This is a genomic window from Actinomyces israelii (assembly GCF_030253495.1).
GTDB lineage: Bacteria > Actinomycetota > Actinomycetes > Actinomycetales > Actinomycetaceae > Actinomyces > Actinomyces israelii.
Map to the genome: position 1 here is coordinate 3733663 of NZ_CP124548.1, position 21142 is coordinate 3754804.

Consider the following 21142-nt stretch of genomic DNA (forward strand, 5'->3'; position numbering starts at 1 on the left):
GGCTACTCGTCGGGCCAGGCGGCCTCGGCCTGCGCCAGCGCCCTCTTGGAGTCCAGCTCGCCGGCCGTCCAGGAGGTCAGCGCCGTCCACAGGGCCCTGGTGCCCACCTGGGAGGGCATGGAGTCGGAGGCGTCCAGGCGGATGACGCTCTGACGCGACTGGAGGATCCGCGTGGCGCGGACGGTGACGTCGGAGCTGACCTCGCTCACGTCCACGCCGCGGTTGGCGGTCGCCACGCCGCCGAGCTCGGCCCGCTGCTGGGCCCACTCGGCGCTGGTGAGGTAGTCCATGACGGCGTTGGCGGCCTCGGATGTCCCGTCCGCCTGGCGCAGTGAGACGAGGTAGTCCCCGCCGACGAGCACCGGCGGCCCCCCGTCCGCGTCGTCGGCGCCGGGGACGAGGAAGGCCGACACGCTCGCGGGCGGGCCGCTGCTCGCCGTGGCGCCGGCGCCCGCCGTCGCACTGGTGTCGGTGCCGCTGTACGCCTCCGTGCCGTCGCTCGCCGCGACACCGCCCCCCACGGTCGGGGCGCTGCTCGGGCCCTCCCCGGTGCGCCCCTTGGTGTCGGTGATAATGGTGCCCGCCGGCAGCATGGTCTCGAAGTTCGAGGAGGCCAGCATCATGAGGCAGCTGCCGTCCGCGAGCTGCTGCCCGGCCTGCTCCATGGTCGTGGACAGGGCGCCGTCGCGCCCGCCATGGACGTGCCCGCCCTTCATCAGGAGGGAGTCGACCGTGCCCAGGGCGTTGACGGCCGAGGGCGAGTCGAGGGCGACGGTGTGATTGGCCCAGGCGTCGTAGGCGCCGAGGCCGCCGGTGGCCAGGAGGGACTCCTCGAGCCAGTCCGTCATGGTCCACCCCGTGGTGCCGCCGTCGGCCATCCCCAGGCACCATGGCGTCACCCCGTCCTTGGGGTGGTCCGCCGCGATCCTGTTGGTCAGCGCGACCAGCTCGTCCCAGGTGGCCGGGACCTCGTAGCCGGCCTTCGCGAAGGTCTCCGGGGAGTACCACACGAAGGACTTGACCGAGGCCATGAGCGGCGCCCCGTAGAAGGTGCCGTCCACGGTGCCGGCCGCGGACCAGGCGTGGTCCCAGCCGAGCTCGACATTGGCGCCCACGACGTCGGACAGCGGGCTGAGCGCGTCCTTGCCGGCGAGGTCCGCCACGAGACCGGGCTGGGGGACGACGGCGAGGTCGGCGTCCCAATCCGTCGTCCCGTCGGCCCTGGCGCGCAGGTTCTCCTCGAGCCGGTCGGAGCCCTCGTGCACGACGTCGATGCCCGTGCACTCCTCGAACCGCTCCATGGACTGCTCGAAGCGCTCCCCCTCGGTGCCGGTCAGGGCGGTGGCGATCTTGACGGTGCCGCCCCCGCCGTCCTTGGGCGTGTACCGGGCGAGGACCTCGCAGGAGCCGATCTCTGCGGCCGAGTTGTGCGCGCCGGCGCAGGCGTTGAGCCCCGTGCCGGTCAGCGCCAGGACGGCGGCGAGCGCAAGCGCCCGGGAGGCGGAAGTGGGCTTTGAACGCGCCATCAGCTCTGGCTCCTCTTTCTCGTTCGCTCGACGACGGCGTCGAGCAGGGCGGCGCAGCCGTCGTGCCACACCGGCCCGGTGACAATGTCACTGCTTTCCTTGACGGACCCGGGCGCCGAGCCCATGGCGGCGCCGACACCGGCCCACCGCAACATCTCGACGTCGTTGGTCCCGTCCCCCACCGCGATGGTGCGGCTCGCATCGGTGCCCAGCCGCGCGGCGAGGGCCTGCAGGGCCGAGGCCTTGGTCACGCCCTCGGGGGCGACGTCGAGCCAGGCGGTCCACCCGATGGCGTACTCCACCGAGTGGAGCCCGCAGCCGGCCACCAGGTCCGAGAACTCGCCCACGTCCATCCCCGGCGCGCGCAGCACCACGCGGGTGACGGGCTGGGCGGCCATCTCCTCCAGGCCCACAACCCGCTGCGCCTCGATGAGCTCGCCGTCGGGGAAGGGCCGCGAGACCTTGAACCCGTCGCCGAGGACCTCCACGGCGACAATGCCGTCCGGGACCGCCCGCGTCAGCGCGGCGATGGCGTCGGCGGGGTCGAAGGTGACGGCGTCGGCGATCTCGTAGCCGCCGGGCGCGGCCGGGTCCATGCGCAGGGTGATGGCCCCGTTGGCGCAGATCATCCACCCGTCGGTCAGGCCCACGTGGTAGGCCACGGGCAGGGCCGCCTGGATGCCGCGGCCGGTCGAGATGACGATCTGGACGCCATAGGCCCGCAGCCGGGCGAGGGAGGCCATCATCCGCTCCGAGACCCGCCCGTTGATGTCCAGGATGGTGCCGTCGACGTCGAGGGCGACCAGGAGCCGCTCATCGGGAAGGAGACCGGGGGAGGCGCCGGGGGAGGCGGGAGCAGCATCGGTGCCGGGAGGCCCGACGACGGAGGCGGAGGCGGGCCTCCCGGCACCCGCGCCGTCGTCGGGGGCGCCGGCGGCCGCGCCGTGGAGCCCGGAGGCTGCGCCGGTCGGGGGGCCGCCGGAGGACGCAATGCTGACCGGCTCCCCGGCCCGCGCCCCGGCGGGCAGGGGGGCGAGCCGGTCCAGGTCCGCCATGCGCGCCCGGACCACGGCGTGGTAGTCGTCGTGCGGCAGGGGCCGGAGCATGCGGTGGGAGCGGGCGTACTCGCTCGAGGAGCCCAGACCGGCGTCGTCCACCCCCGCCGCGGGGCCGACGAGCGGAGGCCCGGCCGCCCCGAGGGCGCCGGGGGTACGGCGGGGATGGGCCGGGGGGCCGTCCCCCGGCGCGGAGCCGACGTCGTACTCGTTCACGGGCCGGCCGTCTCAGGCGACGGGCTCGATGACCTCGAGGCCGCCCAGGTAGGGGCGCAGTCCTTCGGGGACGACGACGGCGCCGTCGGGGCGCTGATGGTTCTCCAGGATAGCGACGATCCAGCGGGTGGTCGCCAGCGTGCCGTTGAGGGTGGCCACCGGCGCGGTCCCCCCATCGCGCCGCTCGCGGATGGCCAGGCGGCGGGCCTGGTAGGTGGTGCAGTTGGAGGTGGAGGTGACCTCCATCCAGCGGCTCTGGGTGGGCAGCCAGGCCTCGCAGTCGAACTTGCGGGCGGCCGAGGAGCCCAGGTCCCCGGCGGCGGTGTCGATGACCCGGTAGGGCAGGTCGGCCAGCGCCAGCATCTCCTCCTCCAGGGCCAGGAGCCGGGCGTGCTCGGCCTCGGCGTCCTCGGGGCGGACGTAGGCGAACATCTCCGCCTTGTTGAACTGGTGGACGCGGATGATGCCGCGGGTGTCCCTGCCGGCGGCGCCCGCCTCGCGCCGATAGCAGGTGGACCACCCCAGGTAGCGGCGCGGACCGGCGGACAGGTCGAGGATCTCGTCGGCGTGGTAGCCGGCCAGGGCCACCTCGGAGGTGCCGGTGAGGTAGAGGTCGTCGGCGGGCAGGTAGTAGATCTCGTCGCTGTGGGCGCCGAGGAACCCGGTGCCGCCCATGACCTGGGGGGTCACGAGGGTGGGGGTGGTCATGGGCGTGAAGCCGCGGGCGGAGGCGAGGCCCAGGGCTGCGGTCATGAGGGCGAGCTCCAGGCGCATGCCGGCGCCCTTGAGGAAGTAGAAGCGGGTCCCGGAGACCTTGGCGCCGCGACGGGTGTCGATAATGTCCAGGCCCTCGCCGAGCGCCAGGTGGTCGGCCGGCTCGAAGCCCTCGGCGGCGAAGTCGCGGGGAGCCGGGCCCTCGTGGCGCACGACGACGTAGTCCTCCTCCCCGCCGGCCGGCGCCCCGGCGATGAGGTTGGCGAGCTGGTGGGCGAGCTCGTCGAGGGCGGCGGCCGCGGCGTCGGCGGCGGCCTGCGCCTCCTTGACCCGGGCGGCCAGCTCCTTGGCCCGGGCGAGGACATCCGGGCGCTCCTGCGGGGAGGCCTTGCCGACCGACCTGGAGACGGTCTTCTGCTCGGCGCGCAGGGACTCGAAGTCCTGCAGGAGGGTGCGGCGGGCCTCATCGGCCTCGATGATGCGGTCGACGAGGGCGACGTCGGCACCACGGGCTCTCTGGCTGGCGCGGTAGGGCTCGGGGTTCTCGCGGAGCGCGCGCAGGTCGATCATGGGGGCGAGTCTAGCGAGGGGCCGCGCCGCGCGCGGACCCTCCCGCCCATTCGCCGAGACGGCCCCCGGCACGCACCGGCCCACGCCCGCACGGCGGCATCCAGATCCTCCTTGACCAGCACCAGCGGCACGAGCACCAGCCCACGCCCGCACGGCGGTATCCTCATGCCCGCGAGCGCGAACGGCCCCGGGCCCCGGTCCGGGGGAACGGCCCGCCCCGCCGCGCACCGGCTCACGGAGGAGCCCGGGGCGCCGCACCGTCCTGCACGCCGCCGGCCCCGGCGCTCACCGGCTCACGACGGGGGCGGGCCCCGGTCGAGGACCGGGGCCCGCCCCGCACTGCCTACCGCTCGGCGAGTGCGCGTGTCAGCCGTCGGCGAGCATCTCGTCCCGCTCCTGCGAGGAGAGGCGCGCGATCCCGATACCGGTCGCGCCCCAGAGCATCGCGAAGAAGATGGCGATCCAGTTGGAGACGGCCCATGGCATGTAGCTGAGCGTCGCGACGCCGAGGGTCCCGGCCATGTAGGCGCCCGCGGAGGTCCACGGGAGGATCGGCTCCCACACGGTCGCGGCGTCCTCGATCGTCCGGGAGAGGTTCTTCGGGTGCAGGCCCCGACGGACGTACTCGTCGCGGAGCATCTCGCCGGGGATGAGGAGGGAGACCTGGCCGTTGGAGGTGATGCCGATCGTCGCCAGGCCGGTGACGATCGTGGCGAGGATGAGGCCGAAGGTCGAGCGGACGGGTTCGAGGACCCGGGAGATGAGGACGTCGAGCGAGCCCGAGACCGACACGACGCCGGCGAAGCTGATCGCGCAGAAGCAGATGAGCAGGACGCCCATCATCGAGTTCATGCCGCCGCGGTTGAGGAGGCGGCTGACGTCCTCGATGACGCCGGAGGGGTCGAAGCCCGCCTTGCCGACCATCTTGACGTCGAAGCCGTCGACCCCGGCGACGATGGTGTTCTTGAAGCTCACGTGCTCGAAGACGACGGCGTTGACCATGGCGCAGGCGGCGGAGACGAGCATGACGGGGATCGTCGGCTTCTTCCACATGGATCCGCCCAGGACGATGACGACGGGGAGCAGCAGCAGGATGTTCCAGTTGAAGGCGGCGTCGAGGTCGCCGAGGATGGCGCCCACCTTCTCGGGGACGGCGCCGCCGTGGGACCGGAGGCCGAGAACCGTGTAGACGACCGCCGAGGTGAGGAAGGCGGGGACGGTCGTCCACATGAGGTGCCGAATGTGCGTGAAGAGGTTCACTCCGGTGGCGACCGAGGCGATGTTCGTCGTGTCCGAGAGCGGCGAGAGCTTGTCGCCGAAGTAGGCGCCGGCGACGACCGCTCCAGCGACCATCGGCAGGTTCGCGTCCACGCCCATCGCCACGCCCATGAAGGCGACGCCAACCGTGCCGGCCGAGCCCCAGGAGGTGCCGGTGCACAGGGAGACGATCGCCGTGACGACGAGTGCGATGAGGGCGAGGAACTTCGGGCTGATGATCTTCAGCCCGAAGTAGATGAGCATGGGGATGGTTCCGCCGGCCATCCACGTGCCGATGAGGAGACCGACGCAGATGAGGATGAGGATCGCCGGCATGGTCTTGGCGATCTTCTCGGCGATCGAGGAGATGATCTCGTTCCACCCGTAGCCGAGGTGCCGGGCGACGAGGCCCGCGACGACCGCGGAGGCGATGAGGAGCGGCTCGACGGGCAGCTCCGCGGCGATGTAGCCACCGCCCAGGAGTGCGATGAGGGTCAGGACGGGGATCGCGGCGATCCAGACGCTCGGGGTCCGGTGGACACGGGACGCTTCCGCCCGGTCATCCTGAGGACTCTGAGGACCGGCATCGTCCTTGACGCGGGATTCTGACATGAAGGGATACCTTTCTGGGTTGTTTCCGGGTTGTGAGTCGTTTCCGGGTTGTTCTTCTCGGTTGTTCCCCGATCGTTGGGAACGAACGGGGAGGGTCGCGACTCGTCGGGCGCCGTCGGCCGGGACTCGGGGCCCGGGGTCCGGGCGGAGATCGGCGACGGGCGGGCGTGGCCGCGCAGTTCGTCATGCGGCCCCGTCATGCGGCCGCCGGGATCCGGGTGGAGGCCGGGAACGGCCGCGCGCCCGCTGTGCGGGACGGGCGGCACCCCGGCTCGGGGCGCTCCTCCGGGACGCCGCCCGAGACGCTCAGGGGTGGGGAGCGGTGTCGGCCCCGCCGGCCCGACCGGCGTGGTTGGCCCGGATGGCCCGGCACAGGCGCGGGAGCGCCTCGACGAGCTCGTCCGTCGGGAGCGCCGTATTGATGCGGAACCAGCCCGCGTAGTGGTCCCCGAAGTCCTCGCCGGGGCTCACCGCGACGCGGCAGGCCCGCATCGCGCGGTCGAGGTCGGCGCCGTCGCGCAGGTAGGGGCGCGCATCGATCCAGACGAGGTAGGTGCCATCGGGATCCGTGACGCGGGCGCGAGGCAGCTCCGCGCGGACGATCCTCACGGACTCGACGATATTGGCGTCGATGATGGACAGGAGGCCATCGACCCATGAGGCCCCGCGGGTCCACGCGGCGATGGCCGCGGGGATCGCGAAGTAGGAGGGGTTGTGAAGGCCCATGCGGCGCTTGGCGGCCTCGAGCTCGTCGCCGAGGCTCCCCGGGACGAGAACGGCGGTGGCCTCCAGTCCCGCGATCGTGAAGGTCTTCCCGGGCGAGGCGCACTGGATGAGGCGCCCCGATCCCCACAGGGCGGGGGAGGCCACGGCGATCGGGACGTAGCGGGTGCGGCCCGGGCGCTCGAAGTCGGCGTGGATGTCGTCGGAGAGGACGAGGGCCCCGGAGGACAGCGCGACGTCGGCGACGGCGCCCAGCTCCTCAGCCGTCCAGATGCGACCGGTGGGATTGTGCGGGTTGCACAGGAGGAGCAGGTCGGCGCCGTCGAGGGCGCGCTCCAGGGCGGGGACGTCGATGCGCGCGGGGAGGGCGTCGGTCAGGAGGGGGACGCGGCGGATCTCGGCGCCGGATCGTTCGGCGACCTCGAGGAGCGGCCCGTAGGCCGGATCGAGGGAGACGACGACGGGCCGGGCGGTGCCGCGGTCGGGCAGGACGATATTGAGCAGAGCGCTCACGCACTGAACGACTCGCGGGAAGAAGCGGACGCACGCGGGCCCGGGGTCCCAGTCGTGCCGCTCCCGCTGCCAGGAGACGGCCGCCCGCCGGAAGTCGTCGAAGACCTCCGTGTACCCGTAGGTCCCGTGCCGCGCGGCAGCGACGACGGCGTCGATGACGCACGGGGCGGTGCGGAACTCCATGTCGGCGACCGACATGCTGACGGCTCCGGGGCCGAGGGGGGCGGCGAGGAGGTCCCACTTCGCGCTGTGAGTGCCCCGGCGGTCAAGGTGCTCTGCGAAGCCCGCCGACGCCGCGACGGCGGTCATGAGGCACCCCCCGTCGGGGAGACCGAGGCCGACCGAGTCGAGCGCGCCGAAGGAGCTGACGCCGTCGGGGCCGAGCCCCGCCCGCCCTCCCGGGCCGCGCTCTCGCCGTTCCCGTTGATCTCCTCGATCTCGTTGAGGTAGTTGTAGATGGTGAAGCGGGTGACGCCGAGGGCCCGGGCGGCCATCTCGACGGCATCGCGCAGCATGAAGAAGCCGCGGCGCTTCAGGGAGCGGACGGCGTCCACCTTGTGCACCTTGCGCATAAGGGATACGGGCACGTCCTGCTCCTCGACGGCCTGCTGGAGGAGGACGGCGGCGAGCTCATCGACGTCGCGGGCGAAGGCCTCCCCTTCCCCGGCATCCGCGACGCGGGTCGTCCCCGCGCCGTCCCGCCGACCCCGCCCGGCGGCGTCATCGCCGGCGGCCCCGCGCTCGGCGGCGTCGGGTGCGAGGAACTCCTCGCACCCGAGGATGGAGCGCGCGGCGTCGCCGATGATCGTCCAATCCGTCACATCACGGTTGATGCAGAGGGCGGCGACGGGCCGGTCATCGGCGTCGCGGATGATGATCGTCGTCGACAAGAGACTGCGGCCGGTTGGAGAGGTGGTGCGATAACCGATGCGAGTCCTGAGGTCGCCGCCGGCGGCAGCCTCAAGAAGACGGTCCGTGGCCGGGTCACCGGGACGGCGCCCGGTGACGTCGCCCTCGATGGCGATGATCGAGTCGGGGAGGGCCGCGAGATCGTGGAGGACGACCTCCGCGGATCCGGGCAGCGACCGCTCAAGAGGGCCGACGAGCTGCTCGAGAACGGCGAAGACTCTTCTCCCGCCGGCAGCATCAGGTCGCCCGACGGTTTTGGGACGACCGCGTGTGGAATCGCTCTTCATCGGGCGTTTCACGCTCCATGTCTCGCTTCATGGCTTCCATGGGAAGCCTTCACCGTTTTGTTGTTGGAACCAACAATATAGAGAGGCCTCGACGTCGTCAACTCTCGTTTGAAGCCTTCAACAGTTCATCGCACGCCTCTGAGGCGGCCGAGCGCCCCGGGGCCGCGGCCCGAGCCGTCGCCCCGGCCGCACGGCCCGGCGGCCGGGGCGGCCGCGTGTGACGAACAGCCGTCGCCCACCCCACTGTGAGATAACCTGTGAAACGGGTCGGATTAATTGGGGATACCGTAGTGTTATGCGGTGAGTGGGCCTTCGCCTATCGCGAGCCCGATCCATCTGCCACTTTCAGGACGACACATGCCCACTTCATCCCTCCCCTCCTTCTCGCAGCTGAGGGCCTTCGTCGCGCTGTGCGACCACCAGCACTTCGGCGAGGCGGCCGCGACCCTCGGCGTCAGCCAGCCGAGCCTGTCCCAGGCGATCACCGCCCTGGAGAAGCGCGTCGGCGGAGAGCTGGTCGAGCGCACCACCCGCCGTGTCCTGGTCACCCCGCTCGGCGAGACCCTGCTGCCCTACGCCCGCGAGGCCGTCCTGGCCGCCGAGTCCTTCAACGACGCCGTCGCCAGCCAGGGGGCCGCCCTGACCGGGACGATGCGCCTGGGCCTGATCCCGACTCTCGCCCCCTACATGGCCCCGGTGATCCTCGACGGCCTGCCCGCCGAGCTGCCCGACCTGCACCCCGAGCTGCGCGAAATGGTCACCGGCGACATCCTCGACATGCTGGGGCAGGGGCGCCTGGACGCCGCCGTCATCGCCATCGACATCGACGATCTCCGCCGCGCCGCGGCCGTGCCCATGTTCGACGAGCCGCTCGTCGTCCTGGTCCCCCAGGACCACCCCTGGGCCGGCCGCACCGACCTGGAGCCCGACGAGCTCGAGGACCAGCGGCTGCTGCTCCTGGACGAGGGCAACTGCCTGCGCGACCAGACGCTGGCCCTGTGTCAGCGCTACAGCTCCCAGCCGCCGACCGCCGTGGCCACGACCCTGTCGACGGTGGTGCGCATGGTCGTCCACGGCGTGGGCATCACCGTCGTCCCCGAGGGGTCGCTGCACATGCTCGACCACGAGGACTACGCCGTCGCGCGCTTCGCCGGACGCGGGCCGGTCCGCCGCATCGGCGTCGTCCACCGCACCTCCTCATCGCGGGGGGAGGACTTCGTCCGGCTCGCGGAGGTCCTCACCCGGCTCGCCGACGACGCCGGCCTGCCCATGCGCCCCCTGGAGGACTGAGCGCTGGGGGCGCGGGCCCCGCCGGGGCGCCGCCGCCCTGCCCCGGAGCCGCCGTCGCCCGTACCCTGGGGGCATGACCACGCGCCGGGACACGACGGGGACGCACCCGCACCCCCTGGCCTACGTCGTCGTCAACCCGTCCAAGCCCTGGGCGACCGACGCCGTCCGGCGCCGCGCGGCCACCGCCCTGCACGACGCCGGGTACGCCGATCCGGTCTGGCTGGAGACGACGCCCGCCGAGCCCGGCAGCATGCAGGCGCGCCTGGCCGTCGCCTCCGGGGCGCGCCTGGTCGTGGCGGCCGGCGGGGACGGGACCGTGCGGGCCGTCGCGGCCGGTGTCGCGCACACCGGCGTCGAGATGGCGATCCTGCCCCTGGGCACGGCCAACCTCGCAGCCCGCAACCTCGGCCTGCCGGTCGGCCGCCTCAACGCGGCGCTCGACGTGGCCGCGCGCGGCACCGGCCGGCGCACGGACCTGGTGTGGGTGGGCACCGAGCCGACCGTCACCCCCGCCCCCGCGCCGCCAGGCGGCTGGTCGCGGCCCACCCTGAGGGACGAGCACGTCTGCATGGTGGTGGCCGGCGTCGGCTTCGACGCGGGACTGGTCGCCTCCACGCGCCCCGAGCTCAAGGCGCGGATCCGGTGGGGGGCCTACGCGGTGGCGGCGGTCGCCAACCTCGACTCCCCGCACATGGACCTGGTCGTGCAGGTGCGCGAGCCCGACGGCGGCATGCGGGTCGAGCGGCTGCGCGGGCGCACCCTGCTGGTGGCCAACGGCGGCCGGCTGCCCGCCGGGATCACGCTGCTGCGCGAGGCGCACATGGACGACGGCGTGCTGGACGTCGCCGTGATCGACACGGTCGGCGGGGTGGCCGGGTGGAGCTCCCTGGCGCGCCAGGTCCTGCCGCCATTCGCGGCCACCTACTCCAACCCCGCCCGGGCGCTGGGCCGGGTGACGCTGCGCCGGGGCACCGAGGCGGTCGTCCGGCTCGCCGAGCCGGCGCTGGTCCAGGTCGACGGCGAGCTGCTCGCGCCCACGCGCGGCCTGCGGGCGCGGCTGGACGCGGGCGCGCTCCTCGTGCGGCGCCCCGGCTGAGACGAAGAGCGTCTCCTCCCTAAATTCCCTCCTCCCTACTTCTCTTCTATTCGCCGAGATCGGTTCACTTCCGCACCCGCGCCACCACCTCGCTGCGTCGAGATAGACATTTTCGGACGAGGTAGACGGTGTCACCGCCGATCTCGTCCGAAAATGTCTATCTCGGCGACGGGCGCCCGAGCGGTCGTGGGGCAGCTGGACGAGCAGCGTGGTCTTGTCCGCGCCGGTGGGCTCGCCGACCCGCCCGGGCCGCATGACCCTGACGAAGCGGGTGACGGCGTCGGGGTTGTCGGCCACGCCCCCGGCCAGCACCTCCGGCTGAGGCGGGACCCGGAGGGCGCGCCTCTACCGGGGCCGGATGGCCGTGATGCCGTCCCCGCCGCCGAGGGCACTGGGGACGGCAATAATCAGGTCCTCCCTGACCGGCGCAAGGGATAGATAGCGCGCCCAGAGATTGTAGTGCATGGTCTCCTCCCCAGTTTCCATGTCATAGGCCGCGAGGGCGCTGTTCTCAGCATTCTCCTCCCCCCTCCAGTACCCGAGGACCGTCTTGCCGTCGGAGAGAAGGAAGAAGCTGGTCGGGTGGGGGTACGCCGAGATACCGGTACCGGGGCCGCTGATCGCATGGCCGTCGAAGGAGGCGCCCTCGAGAACCGCCTCGCACGGCTTCCACTCGCTGCGGCAGTCGTAGTCCAGCACGTGGACGTCGCCGTCGGGGCCGACGATGTTGAGGTCCCACTCATTCTCACTCATCTTCGGCAGGGCGTCGTGGAGCTCCTCGGAAGAGATGTCCGCCTGGACGCTCAGGAGCCAGTTGCCCTCCTCGGACCACAGCTTCTCCCCCCGGCTATCGAAGACGCTCAAGGTCCCGCGATCGGGGGCGGAGTCGTATGACACGTCTATGGCGACCTCGCCGTTGGCGAGCGGCTCCACCTGGAACTTGTCTCCGTACGTCAGTATGGCGCCCGTCCTGGAATCGAGGAGGGCCAGGGCGGGTGAGTCCTCGCTCTTCCCATCACGAGGAATGACGACGTTCTCCTCGAACCTCGACCCGGTCAGGGCGATGACGATGGGGGCGTCAGAGGCGCAGCCCGCCATGCTGGAGTATGTGCCGTCGCCCTCGTCGCCCACGCTCCACAGAAGACTCCCATCGGCGGAGCGCCCCTCCATCTCGTCCATATTGGCGGGATGCTCTGCATTCGTGAATATGCCGACGTCTCCGGCGACGCAGTGGAGCACCAGGTTCTCGGTCCACGCAAGGGGGGTGACGCTCCCGGTGGCGCCGTCGACCATCTGATAGGAGGTCACCATCACTCCGCCCTCGCCCTCCACCGAGCACATGAGATTATTTCCCCAGAGCTCCGCGCTGATGCCGCAGTCCCCGGACCACACCTCCCTCGGCTCGGCCCCGGAGATGTCATAGAGATAACTCTTCTCATAGTCCTCCGCAAACATGACCGTATGGTCCGCGGACAGGGCCTTGAACTGGATGTTATCGGTATCGATCCTCCAGGCCACGTCGGCTCCGTCCCGGTAGCCCGCGCTCAGGTCGCTGGGCGTGAAGCGGTGCGGTCCCGCCCCCTCTCCTCCGTCGTCGGAGCCCGCCACCCCGCCGAGGATCCGACCGACGTCCGGGACGCCCATCCATCCCTGCGTCCACGCGAGCGCCGTCCCCCCGATGATCGCCAGGACACTGACGACGACGGCCGGGAGCATCCAGGGGCGCGACCGGAGCAGACGCCCGGCCCCGCTCCCGGCGCGCGCTCCGGACGTCGGCGTCACGTCCGACTCCGGAGAAGGAGGCGCCGGCGGCGGAGACGAGAATCCCGGCGGAGGAGAGCCGGGGCTATTCTGCGGCAGGTCGGGATCGGGATTCACCATGAGCGAAGTGTATTTCGCGGCCCGGCCCTATGCGCCCGCACGAAAGCGGCAATTTCTTATACACTTCCACCCCTCCGAGTTGTCGCACCCGGGCCGCCGCTCATCGAGTCCGACCCGTACGGGCCGGTCAGCCGGACGACTCGACGCCTGTGGCCCGGGAGCCGGACAGGACCCGCCGGCGCCGCCCCTACGGCCCGAGCGTGCTCAAGGGCACGACGACGCCGTCGTCCCTTCGGTGCGCAATGCCGGCAGGAGTAACCACGACGAGCCCGACCGGCGTGCATTCAATCTTGGCGGCGACTCGCCGCAGGTTCTCGGCCGCTGCACTGACCTGACCGCCGCCGAGATTGGCTTCGACTCCGAGCCATGCGCCGTCGTGCCCCTCGACGACGATGTCGATCTCATCCCCGCCCTTGGAGTCCCGGTAGTGGAAGACTCCGCGGGCCTCAGCGGCCTGGGCGTAAACACGGACGTCATGCACGACCTGTCCCTCGAAGAGGAATCCCAAGGTCTCCGGATCTGCGAGCAGCCGGTCGGCTCCGGCGCCCAAAAGGCCGGCCGCGAGAGAGGGGTCGGCGAAGTGGCGCGTCGGGGCCCTGGCGGCCGCCTCCTTGGGCCTCAGGCGCGGGGACCATGCGGGCTGGTCCTCAACGAGGAACATCCGCCCGGCCAGGTCATGAAGGGCGGGAACGGCGGCCGCACCAACAGCCGCCGTGAGCTCCTCCTGCATCCTGCGAGTGAGAGCCGAGAAGGAGGCGGGCTGCGACTCGAGTGCGGCCACAGCCCGCAGGTAGGCGAGAAAGCGGCGCGGGTCGCGCGGGGCGCAGAAAGATCGAGCCGGAGCTCCGATGCCGCCTTCCGCCGAGCCGCCTCCGTCTTCCCGGTGGCGCGCCCCCTTGATGACGACCCCCTTTCCCTGTTGGTCCGCGTCCGCACCGTCCGGGCCAGAAGGCTGAGATCGAGGGTCGCGGCGGGTCCCCGAACCGATCTCGGCGCGGAGCTCGGCCGATCTCGGCGAAGAGCGGGCGGGTGAACAAGGCGAGCGGGGCCCGCTCAGAGTGTCAGAGCGTCCGGCCGGCCAGGACGTCGCCCACCCAGGCGCGGGCGACCACGAAGTCCTTGTCACTCGTCCCGGCGGGCACCACCACAGGGCGGGCGTCCAGCCTCGGGTAGGAGCCCAGGAAGCGCACCACCGGGCAGGTGCGGTGCAGGCCGATGAAGGCCGCCTGGAGGCGCTCCTCCCGGATGTGCCCCTCGGCGTCGATGGAGAAGCGGTAGCGGCCGAGCGAGTCCCCCACCGGCCGGGACTCGATGCGGGTGAGGTTGACGCCACGAGCGCTGAACTGCTCGAGCATGCTCAGCAGAGCGCCCGAGCGGTCGTGGGGCAGCTGGACGAGCAGCGTGGTCTTGTCCGCGCCCGTGGGCTCGCCGACCCGCCCGGGCCGCGCAACCTTGACGAAGCGGGTCACGGCATCGGGGTTGTCGGCCACGCCCCCGGCCAGCACCTCCAGGCCGTACTGCTGGGCGGCCAGCGGGTTGCACAGGACCGCCTGGTAGCCCAGGGCCTCCCGGGTCGCGGCGCCGTCGGCCCGCGCCAGGGCCCGCGCGGGGGCGGAGGTGGAGGTGCCGGCGACGTAGGCCGCCCCGGGCAGGTGCTGGTGGACCCAGCCGCGGCACTGCGCCCAGGCGTGGGGGTGGGTGGAGATGGCGCGGACGTCGTCGAGCGCGGTGCCGGGGCGCCCGGCCAGGACGAAGGTGATCGGCACGGCCATCTCGGCGGTGATGACGAGCGGCGAGCCCGCCACGAGGTTGTCGAGTGTCGCGTTGACGCCGCCCTCCACCGAGTTCTCGATGGGGACGACGGCGGCCGCGGCGGCGCGCTCGCGCACCCGGTCCAGGGCGGTGGGGACGTCCTGGCAGGAGTCGAGGACGACGTCGTCGGGGGCGACCTGCCGCAGCGCCATCTCGCAGAAGGTGCCGGAGGGCCCGAGGAAGGACCAGGTGGGGGCGGGACTCATGGCCCCAAGCCTAAACGGTTGATTCTCAGGCGCGTGGGCGCTGGCGAGCCCGGGCAGGCCGGTCGCGCCGCGCCTACGTGCAAGGCGGACCGGGGCCGACCACGGGAACTGCACATGGGAGAGCAGGCCCTCTGCGGAACGAGCAACACTTTCCGTTGATATTCTGCGCTTTCCTGAGAATCGTCACAATCGGTTGACGTGCTCCCATGTGCGCTGAGGGGGGTCAGTGCACATGGGAGAGGCTCTTCGTTCGCCCCCGAGGCCTTGTTTCCGCACGATCCCGCGGTTATGCACGACACAGAACGCAGACGAATGTGCGAACCCATCGGTCCGGCGGCCACGATCCCTCGGCCGGCGGTCGAACGGCGCCCGCGCGTCGAGGCGAGACGGCCGTGGCGCCCGAGAAGTGACCGTTCCACGCGCTCGGGACACCCCGGTCCCGTCCAACAGCCCGCTCGGGCCGATCTCGACGCGGAACTGAACCGATCTCGACGAAGGGGGCGGGCGAGCGGGGGCGGCGCATAGGCTGGGCGGATGAGCAGCGCCCGCCCCACCATCCGCAAGCACGACGACCTCCCGGGTGCTACCGGTCTGGAGGCGCTCGGCCTGGAGTGGCTCGCCGCGCCCATGGCCGACGGCGGCGCCCACGTGGTCCCGGTGACCACCGGCCCGGGGTGGATCGAAGAGCCCCGGCTCGCCGCCGGGTCCGTGACGGCCCCCGCCGCGGAGGCCTTCGGGCGCGCGCTCGCCGTCACGCACGCCGCGGGCGCGCCGGCCTTCGGGGTGGCCCCGCCCGGCTGGGACGGCCGTACGCAGATGGGCCGCTCGAACGAGCGCATCCGCCCCCACCGGAGCGAGCCCGCCACGACCGCGCCCCGGCGGTGGGGCGAGTTCTTCGCCGACGACCGTCTGGTCCCCTACCTGGCGCCCTGCCTCGAGCAGGGGTCGCTGACCAAGCGGGGCGTCGCCGTCATCGAGAAGGTGTGCGAGCGCCTGCGCGACGGGGACTTCGACGCCGACCAGCCCGCGCTCGTGCGCCGAGGGGCCCGCGAGCGCGGGGACCGGGTCGCCGTCGCCCGCACCCACGGCGACCTGTGGACCGGCAACGTCATGTGGGTGCCTGGACGGGCCATCGACTGGGCGCCGCCCCGAGCGGGGCGGGGACCGGCCACCGCCGACAGCGCAGCCGATGCAGCCGATGCAGCCGACCGCCAGAGCCGCGGCGACGTCGTCGGCGTCCTCATCGACCCGCTCGCCCAGGGCGCGCACGCGGAGACGGACCTGGCGGCCCTGGGCGTGTTCGGGCAGCGGCACCTGGAGCGGATCGTCGCCGCCTACCACGAGGTCTCGCCCCTGGCGGACGGGTGGCGCGAGCGCGTCGGCCTGCACCAGCTCCACATGCTCATCATCCACGCCTTCCTCTTCGGCGGCTCCTACGGCGCGGAGACGGCGTCGGTGGCCCGCCGCTACGCGTGAGGGGCCGCAACGGGTGGCGCGAAGCCGCTCCACCCCGCCCGCGGGCGCACGTACCCTGACGCCATGAGCAAGCCCCGGAGGAATCGGCAGCAGCGCTTCGTGCGCGCGGTGGTCTACGTCCTCGTCCTGGCCCTGGTCATCGGGCTGATCGCGACCATGGTGGGCACGGCCCTGGCCTCGCCCGCCCCCCGGCTCCCGTCCGCCGCCGGGGCCGCGGTCACGACGTCCTCCCCGGCCCCGGCGGGCCGGGGCGCGGCGCCGGCTGCTCGGGGTGCGGCGCCCGCCCAGCTGGCCGAGCCGGGCCACAGGCGCGCGCCCGTCGTCGTCCTGGGCACTGTGGACCTGACCTGGGCGGACCTCCTGGCCGCCGCCGACTCCACGGACGTCTCCTTGGCCGCGGCGGCCAAGGTCCTGCTCGCCTATGCGGACGGCGGGCAGCCGGTCAACCTCGTCACCCGCACCGTCGGGGAGCGCACCTGCCCGGCCGACGGCTGGCTGACGCTCGGCGCGGGGTCGCGCGTGCGCGCCGCCGAGCGCTCGGGCGACGGTGCCGCCGGCTGCCGCTGGCCCGCCTACTGGACCGAGGCGGCGGGAGCCACGGGGAGCACGGGCGAGGCGACCGCGCGGGCCGGCGCCCTCGCCGGGTTCCTGGCCCGCGCGGGGGCGACGACGGCGGCGGTCGGACGCGGAGGGGCCCTGGCGCTGACCGACGACGGCGCGGGCCCGGCGGTCGGCGGCTCCCCGAGCGAGCTCCTGGCCCGGGAGGACCCGCCCGACCTGATCATTGCGGACACCGTCCCGCAGGCGGCCGGCACGGCGGACACCGCCGACCTGGCGAGCTCCGACGCCGAGAGGATCCTCGCGCTGGCCGACGCCCTGGAGCCGCTGGCCGACGCCCCCGCCGGCACGCGCGTGGTCGTCGCCTCGGTCGCCGACGCCACGGACCCGGGCCCCCAGCTGGCGATCCTGCCCCCGGGGACGATCTCCCCGCTGGGGGCGAATGACCCGTTCCTGGTAGGCGCCTCCACGCACCGGCGGGGCCTCATCCAGCTCACCGACCTGGCCCCGTCGCTCGCCCTGGCCGTCACCGGCCAGACGCCGGGCTCGTTCTGGTCGCAGCCGCTGGACATGGCGCACGAGTACCGGGACTCCCTCGGCGGAGCCCGCAGCGTGCTCGGCAACGGCAACCCGGTGAACGGGACCTCGCGCGCACGGGCGCTGGCCGACGACGCCCTCCACGCCCGCGCCTCCCGGCGCGCCACCGTGCCGACGGGCCTGGCGCTCATCGGCGCCGCCCTGGCGCTGGGGCTGGCGGCGGCCCGGGTGCTGCGCTCCCCGCGGGACGCGGTGAGCGATGGGCCGCAGGACGCTGTGGGCGGCGAGCGTCCCCGGCCGGGCACCGGGCCGGCCGCGCCGGACGCCCGGCCGGCCACGGAGGCAGGCACAGGGGCAGCCGCGGGGGCAGCCCCACCTGTCAACGAGGCCGCCCCGCCGGAGGCCGAGCCGTCTGCAGGGCCGGCCACGGGCGCCGCCCTGCCGGACGCCCAGACCGCCCCGCCGATTGCGGAGCCGGCTCTCGCCGAGGCGCCCCGCACCGGCCCCTCGCCGACCCGCCTGCGCGCCCTGGCCTGGGCGGCCTGCCTGGTGGCCATGCTGCCGGCGGGGCTCTGGCTCGCCAACGGGGTGCCCTGGTGGCGGGCCGGCGGCGCTGCGACGCCGGCGGCGCTCGGCACCGGGCTCGCCTTCGCAGCGGGATTCGTGGTCGTCACGGCGGCGCTGGCGCTCACGGAGCGTCTGCGCCCGCAGGCGGCGCAGCGCCTGCTCGCGGAGCTCGGGCTCGCGGGCGCGGATCCCGGCCCCGTGACGCCGAGGGGCCTCGGGGCGCTGGTCTCGGTACAGATGCTGGTGGTGCTCCCGGCCGGCATGATCCTCACCGACGCCGCGCAGGGGGCGCCCCTCGCCTTCAACGGGCCGCTGGGGATGAACGCCGTCGTGGCCGGGCGGTTCTACGGCGTGTCCAACACGGCCTTCGCGCTGGCCGCGGCCTCGCTCCTGGTGGCGATCGCCGCGTGGGCAGGCCCGCTGGTGGCGACGCGGTCCGGGTCGCGCGAGCGGCAGCGGGCTCTCACGGTGGCGCTCGTGGCCGGATTCGGGGCCGCGGCCCTGGCTGTGGACGCGGCGCCGAACATGGGCGCCGACGTCGGCGGGGCCCTGGCCCTGGTGCCGGCCCTGGTGGCGCTGGGCGCTGGGCTGGCCGGCGTGCGCCTGGGGTGGTGGCGGTGGGTCGCCGTCGGGGCGGGCGCCGTGGGGGTCGTGCTCCTGCTCGGGCTGGGCGACTTCCTCATCTGCGGCTCGAGCACGCACCTGGGACGGTTCTTCGGCCGGCTGCTCACCGGCACCGCGGGGCCGACCCTCATGCGCAAGGCGACGGCCCTCGTCGCCCCCTTCGGCACCAGCTGGTTCGCCCTGGCGGGGCTCGTCGTCGGGGCGGGCGCGGCGGCGCTCGTCGCGCGGGCCGCGAGGCGCGCGGTGCACGAGGCCCGGCGGGGTCGGGGGCCCTACGCGTGGCTCGCGCGCCCGGGGGCGCTGCCGGGGTGGCTGGGCCCGCTGGGGCGGGCGCTGGCGGTGCTGGTCGTCGTCGAGGTGCTCGTCAACGACTCGGGGCTGACCATGCTGTGCTTCTCGGCCGCTGCCGCTGCACCGGCGCTCACCGCGGTCCTCGCCGCCCGGCTCGCCGCCGCGTCTGCGGCACCGGCTGGGCCGCCCGCGCCGGCCGTGCTGCCCGCACCGGCTGGGCCCTCGCCGTCGTCGCCCCCGCCGAACGATCAGGACGCCGGGCCGTCCCAGGCCTGATAGGCGAGGAAGGGCGACTGCTCGCGCACGGACTCCCGGCTTATGGCCTTGGCGGGCACCCGACGGCGGCGCAGCCGGCGGCCGGCGACCGCCCGCAGGACGTCCTTGTACTGGGAGGCGCGGTGCAGACGGCCGGCGCTGTCGTTGCCGGTGACGCGGTGGGTGATGCTGCAGGGGACCTCGATGACGGTCATCCCGGCCACGAGCACGTCGATGGTCAGGCCCACCTCGACGCCCCACCCCTCGGCCAGCGGCTCCGCCGCCTCGTAGGCCCGCCGCGTCAGGCAGCGCTGCCCCGACAGGGGCGCGACGGGCGACCAGCCGGTGGCGACCGCGATGGCGGAGCGCGCGAGCCGCACGACGCGGCCGCGCCCCCCGGCCCCCGCCTGCTTGGGCGGGACGGCGATCGACATGTCGGCGACGCCGTCGACGATCGGGGGGACGAGCTCGGCGCAGGCGGCGGCGGTGTCCCCCACGTCGGCGTCCACGAAGAGCAGCAGCCGCGCAGGACCGTCCTCATAGTCGCGCATCCCCACCACGCTGGCGCCGGTCTCCAGGGCTGAGGCCTTGCCGCGGCCCACGGAGTGGCGAACGGTCACCGCTCCGGCGGCGCGGGCGTGGTCCTGGGTGCCGTCGGCAGAGCCGTCATCGACGACGACGACGAGATCGACGCGGGGAATGGACCGGCAGGCGCGCACCGTGGCCGCGATGCGCTCCGCCTCGTCCCTGGCGGGGATGATGACGGCCACCCGCTGCTCAGCGCACCGGTCGGGCTGTGGCTCATGCGATGGCGTCGGACTCACAGGGCCAGGGTAGCCACACGACGGCAACTGTGGCTGTTCCGGTCGGCGCACGCGTGCCGTCCGGCAGAGCGGGCGACGGGCGGCGGGCGGGCGAGGATCGGCGGCAGTGCGCGGCACTCGCGGCCGGGACGGGCGTTCGCAGCCGGAGGACGCCCGGCAGTAGTCCTGACAAACCGCAGCGGACCGGGCGGCCACGGGGCCCGACGAGGGGACCTCGGTCCTGCGACGACCGGTGAAACGGTCGCCGAAGATGACGGGATGTCCGATCACCTCCCGATTCGTGACCTTGATCACAGAAAGGCGGCGTCGGCCATGAGATTCTTCCCTTCCGGGAACCCGTCAACGGCGCCGGGTTCCTCCCTGTCGCCCGGGCCGCCGATCGGCGTCGTCGATGAGGGCGACGCCGGCAGCCCCCTCTCACTCCTCATCTCGTTGTCTCTTCGCCGAGATCGGTTCACTTCCGGCTCGAGACCGGTCCGAGGCGCCTGCCGGGCGCCGCCGCCCGGGGTGCGGTCCGCAACACCCGGGAGGCACCGCGAGTCGCCAGCGGGGGATGCTCGTACCACTTATGATCACGTTGTGGTATCACACGATGCGGTAGCGACGGACCTGACGCCTCAGCAGCATCTTGAGCTGCAGTTCAAGGCGTCCTCGTCCAGCGACCTCATCGACGACGGGCTGAGGACCATCCGCGACGGGCGCCTGTCGACGACCAACCGCGATCAGGTGCTGGCGAGCCTGGCCACCGGGCTCGGCCGGCTCTATGCCCTCGCCCTCGACCTGCACCGCCTCGAGCTCGAGCGCATGCCGGAGCGCCCGGCCCCAGCGGCGTCCCGCGACCTCGGCCTGGCGGACCTGCACGCCAGGCTCTTCGACATTCTGGGCCTCCATCCCGAGCGCTCGGGCGCCGCGGCCGACCAGTGGCTGTGTCGGCTGAGCGCCGACCCGATCGCCGGCACGCTCGTCGAGGCGCTGGACGCCTACCGGGACGCGGCGGCGAGCGAGCGCACGGCCCCGGACGGCGCCTGGGAGCGGGTTCGGGCCGCCGTCGACCTGGACCCGGGCGTCGGCAGCCTGCGGCACAGGTCCCAGGAGGACGACAGGACCGACGACGAGGCCGACGTGACGAACACCGACCGCGCACCGGCGCGGGCCTACCGGGAGGCCTGGAACAGCCGGTTCATCTCCACCATCGAGACCATCCGCTCCACCATCGACGCCTGCAGCCAGGACGGTCTACTCGGCGGCCCGGCCCAGAGCCTGGGAGCGGAGCTCGCCAGCCGTCGTCAGGGAACGGACGCGGCATGAGCCGGCGCGGCGCGGCGGCTCGTGCCGGACCGGGG

The 21142-nt window shown here is 73.4% G+C and carries 15 protein-coding genes and 1 pseudogene; 5 read left to right on the plus strand and 11 right to left on the minus strand.

From position 1 onward, the window contains the following. Positions 1–2: 2 nt before the first annotated feature. The 6 genes from AIF0345_RS15545 to AIF0345_RS15570 form a co-directional block, all read right to left on the minus strand. Positions 3–1526 (minus strand): ABC transporter substrate-binding protein, encoded by a 1524-nt coding sequence (locus AIF0345_RS15545; protein ID WP_285296640.1) that lies wholly within the window; start codon positions 1524–1526, stop codon positions 3–5. Further along, a complete protein-coding gene (locus tag AIF0345_RS15550; protein ID WP_285296641.1) occupies positions 1526–2797 on the minus strand; it encodes an HAD family hydrolase in 1272 nt (423 codons plus the stop codon). The genes AIF0345_RS15545 and AIF0345_RS15550 overlap by 1 nt, the downstream gene beginning before the upstream one ends. A gap of 12 nt (positions 2798–2809) precedes the next feature. Next, entirely contained in the window at positions 2810–4081 is a 1272-nt protein-coding gene (gene serS, locus AIF0345_RS15555; protein WP_285296642.1) for a serine--tRNA ligase, read from the minus strand. Between the two features lie 366 nt (positions 4082–4447). Then, positions 4448–5950 (minus strand): Na+/H+ antiporter NhaC, encoded by a 1503-nt coding sequence (gene nhaC / locus AIF0345_RS15560; RefSeq protein WP_043562834.1) that lies wholly within the window; start codon positions 5948–5950, stop codon positions 4448–4450. A gap of 306 nt (positions 5951–6256) precedes the next feature. Further along, positions 6257–7495, minus strand: coding sequence for a MalY/PatB family protein (locus tag AIF0345_RS15565; protein WP_268916822.1), 1239 nt, complete (start codon positions 7493–7495; stop codon positions 6257–6259). Further along, complete coding sequence (locus tag AIF0345_RS15570; RefSeq protein WP_268916823.1) at positions 7492–8382, minus strand: helix-turn-helix transcriptional regulator; 891 nt, start codon at positions 8380–8382, stop codon at positions 7492–7494. Before AIF0345_RS15570 ends, AIF0345_RS15565 begins: the two co-directional genes overlap by 4 nt. A gap of 357 nt (positions 8383–8739) precedes the next feature. Between AIF0345_RS15570 and AIF0345_RS15575 the strand changes: the two genes are divergently transcribed. Beyond that, a complete protein-coding gene (locus AIF0345_RS15575) occupies positions 8740–9672 on the plus strand; it encodes a hydrogen peroxide-inducible genes activator (protein ID WP_043562830.1) in 933 nt (310 codons plus the stop codon). A gap of 73 nt (positions 9673–9745) precedes the next feature. Then, positions 9746–10768, plus strand: a complete 1023-nt coding sequence (locus tag AIF0345_RS15580; protein ID WP_268916824.1) for a diacylglycerol/lipid kinase family protein — start codon at positions 9746–9748, stop codon at positions 10766–10768. 171 nt (positions 10769–10939) lie between these two features. On the opposite strand, the pseudogene AIF0345_RS15585 reads toward AIF0345_RS15580, so the two are convergent. From AIF0345_RS15585 to pheA, 4 genes and pseudogenes are all read right to left on the minus strand, one after another. Continuing rightward, positions 10940–11083, minus strand: a pseudogene (locus AIF0345_RS15585) (prephenate dehydratase); the annotation flags it as partial. A gap of 30 nt (positions 11084–11113) precedes the next feature. Beyond that, on the minus strand, positions 11114–12550 hold the full coding sequence (locus AIF0345_RS15590) for a hypothetical protein (protein WP_285296643.1): 1437 nt from the start codon (positions 12548–12550) through the stop codon (positions 11114–11116). Between the two features lie 286 nt (positions 12551–12836). Continuing rightward, entirely contained in the window at positions 12837–13775 is a 939-nt protein-coding gene (locus tag AIF0345_RS16830; protein ID WP_404975951.1) for a DUF4143 domain-containing protein, read from the minus strand. Then, positions 13711–14667, minus strand: a complete 957-nt coding sequence (gene pheA, locus AIF0345_RS15600; RefSeq protein WP_285296645.1) for a prephenate dehydratase — start codon at positions 14665–14667, stop codon at positions 13711–13713. The genes AIF0345_RS16830 and pheA overlap by 65 nt, the downstream gene beginning before the upstream one ends. Before the next feature lie 534 nt (positions 14668–15201). Here pheA and AIF0345_RS15605 point away from each other — a divergent pair. After that, positions 15202–16143, plus strand: a complete 942-nt coding sequence (locus AIF0345_RS15605; RefSeq protein ID WP_285296646.1) for a fructosamine kinase family protein — start codon at positions 15202–15204, stop codon at positions 16141–16143. A 63-nt stretch (positions 16144–16206) separates the two neighbouring features. Continuing rightward, positions 16207–18996 (plus strand): hypothetical protein, encoded by a 2790-nt coding sequence (locus AIF0345_RS15610; protein ID WP_285296647.1) that lies wholly within the window; start codon positions 16207–16209, stop codon positions 18994–18996. On the opposite strand, the gene AIF0345_RS15615 is transcribed toward AIF0345_RS15610, so the two are convergent. Further along, a complete protein-coding gene (locus AIF0345_RS15615) occupies positions 18969–19745 on the minus strand; it encodes a glycosyltransferase (protein WP_404976016.1) in 777 nt (258 codons plus the stop codon). The genes AIF0345_RS15610 and AIF0345_RS15615 overlap by 28 nt on opposite strands. Positions 19746–20378: 633 nt before the next feature. Here AIF0345_RS15615 and AIF0345_RS15620 point away from each other — a divergent pair. After that, a complete protein-coding gene (locus AIF0345_RS15620; protein ID WP_285296649.1) occupies positions 20379–21107 on the plus strand; it encodes a hypothetical protein in 729 nt (242 codons plus the stop codon). Positions 21108–21142: the final 35 nt, after the last annotated feature.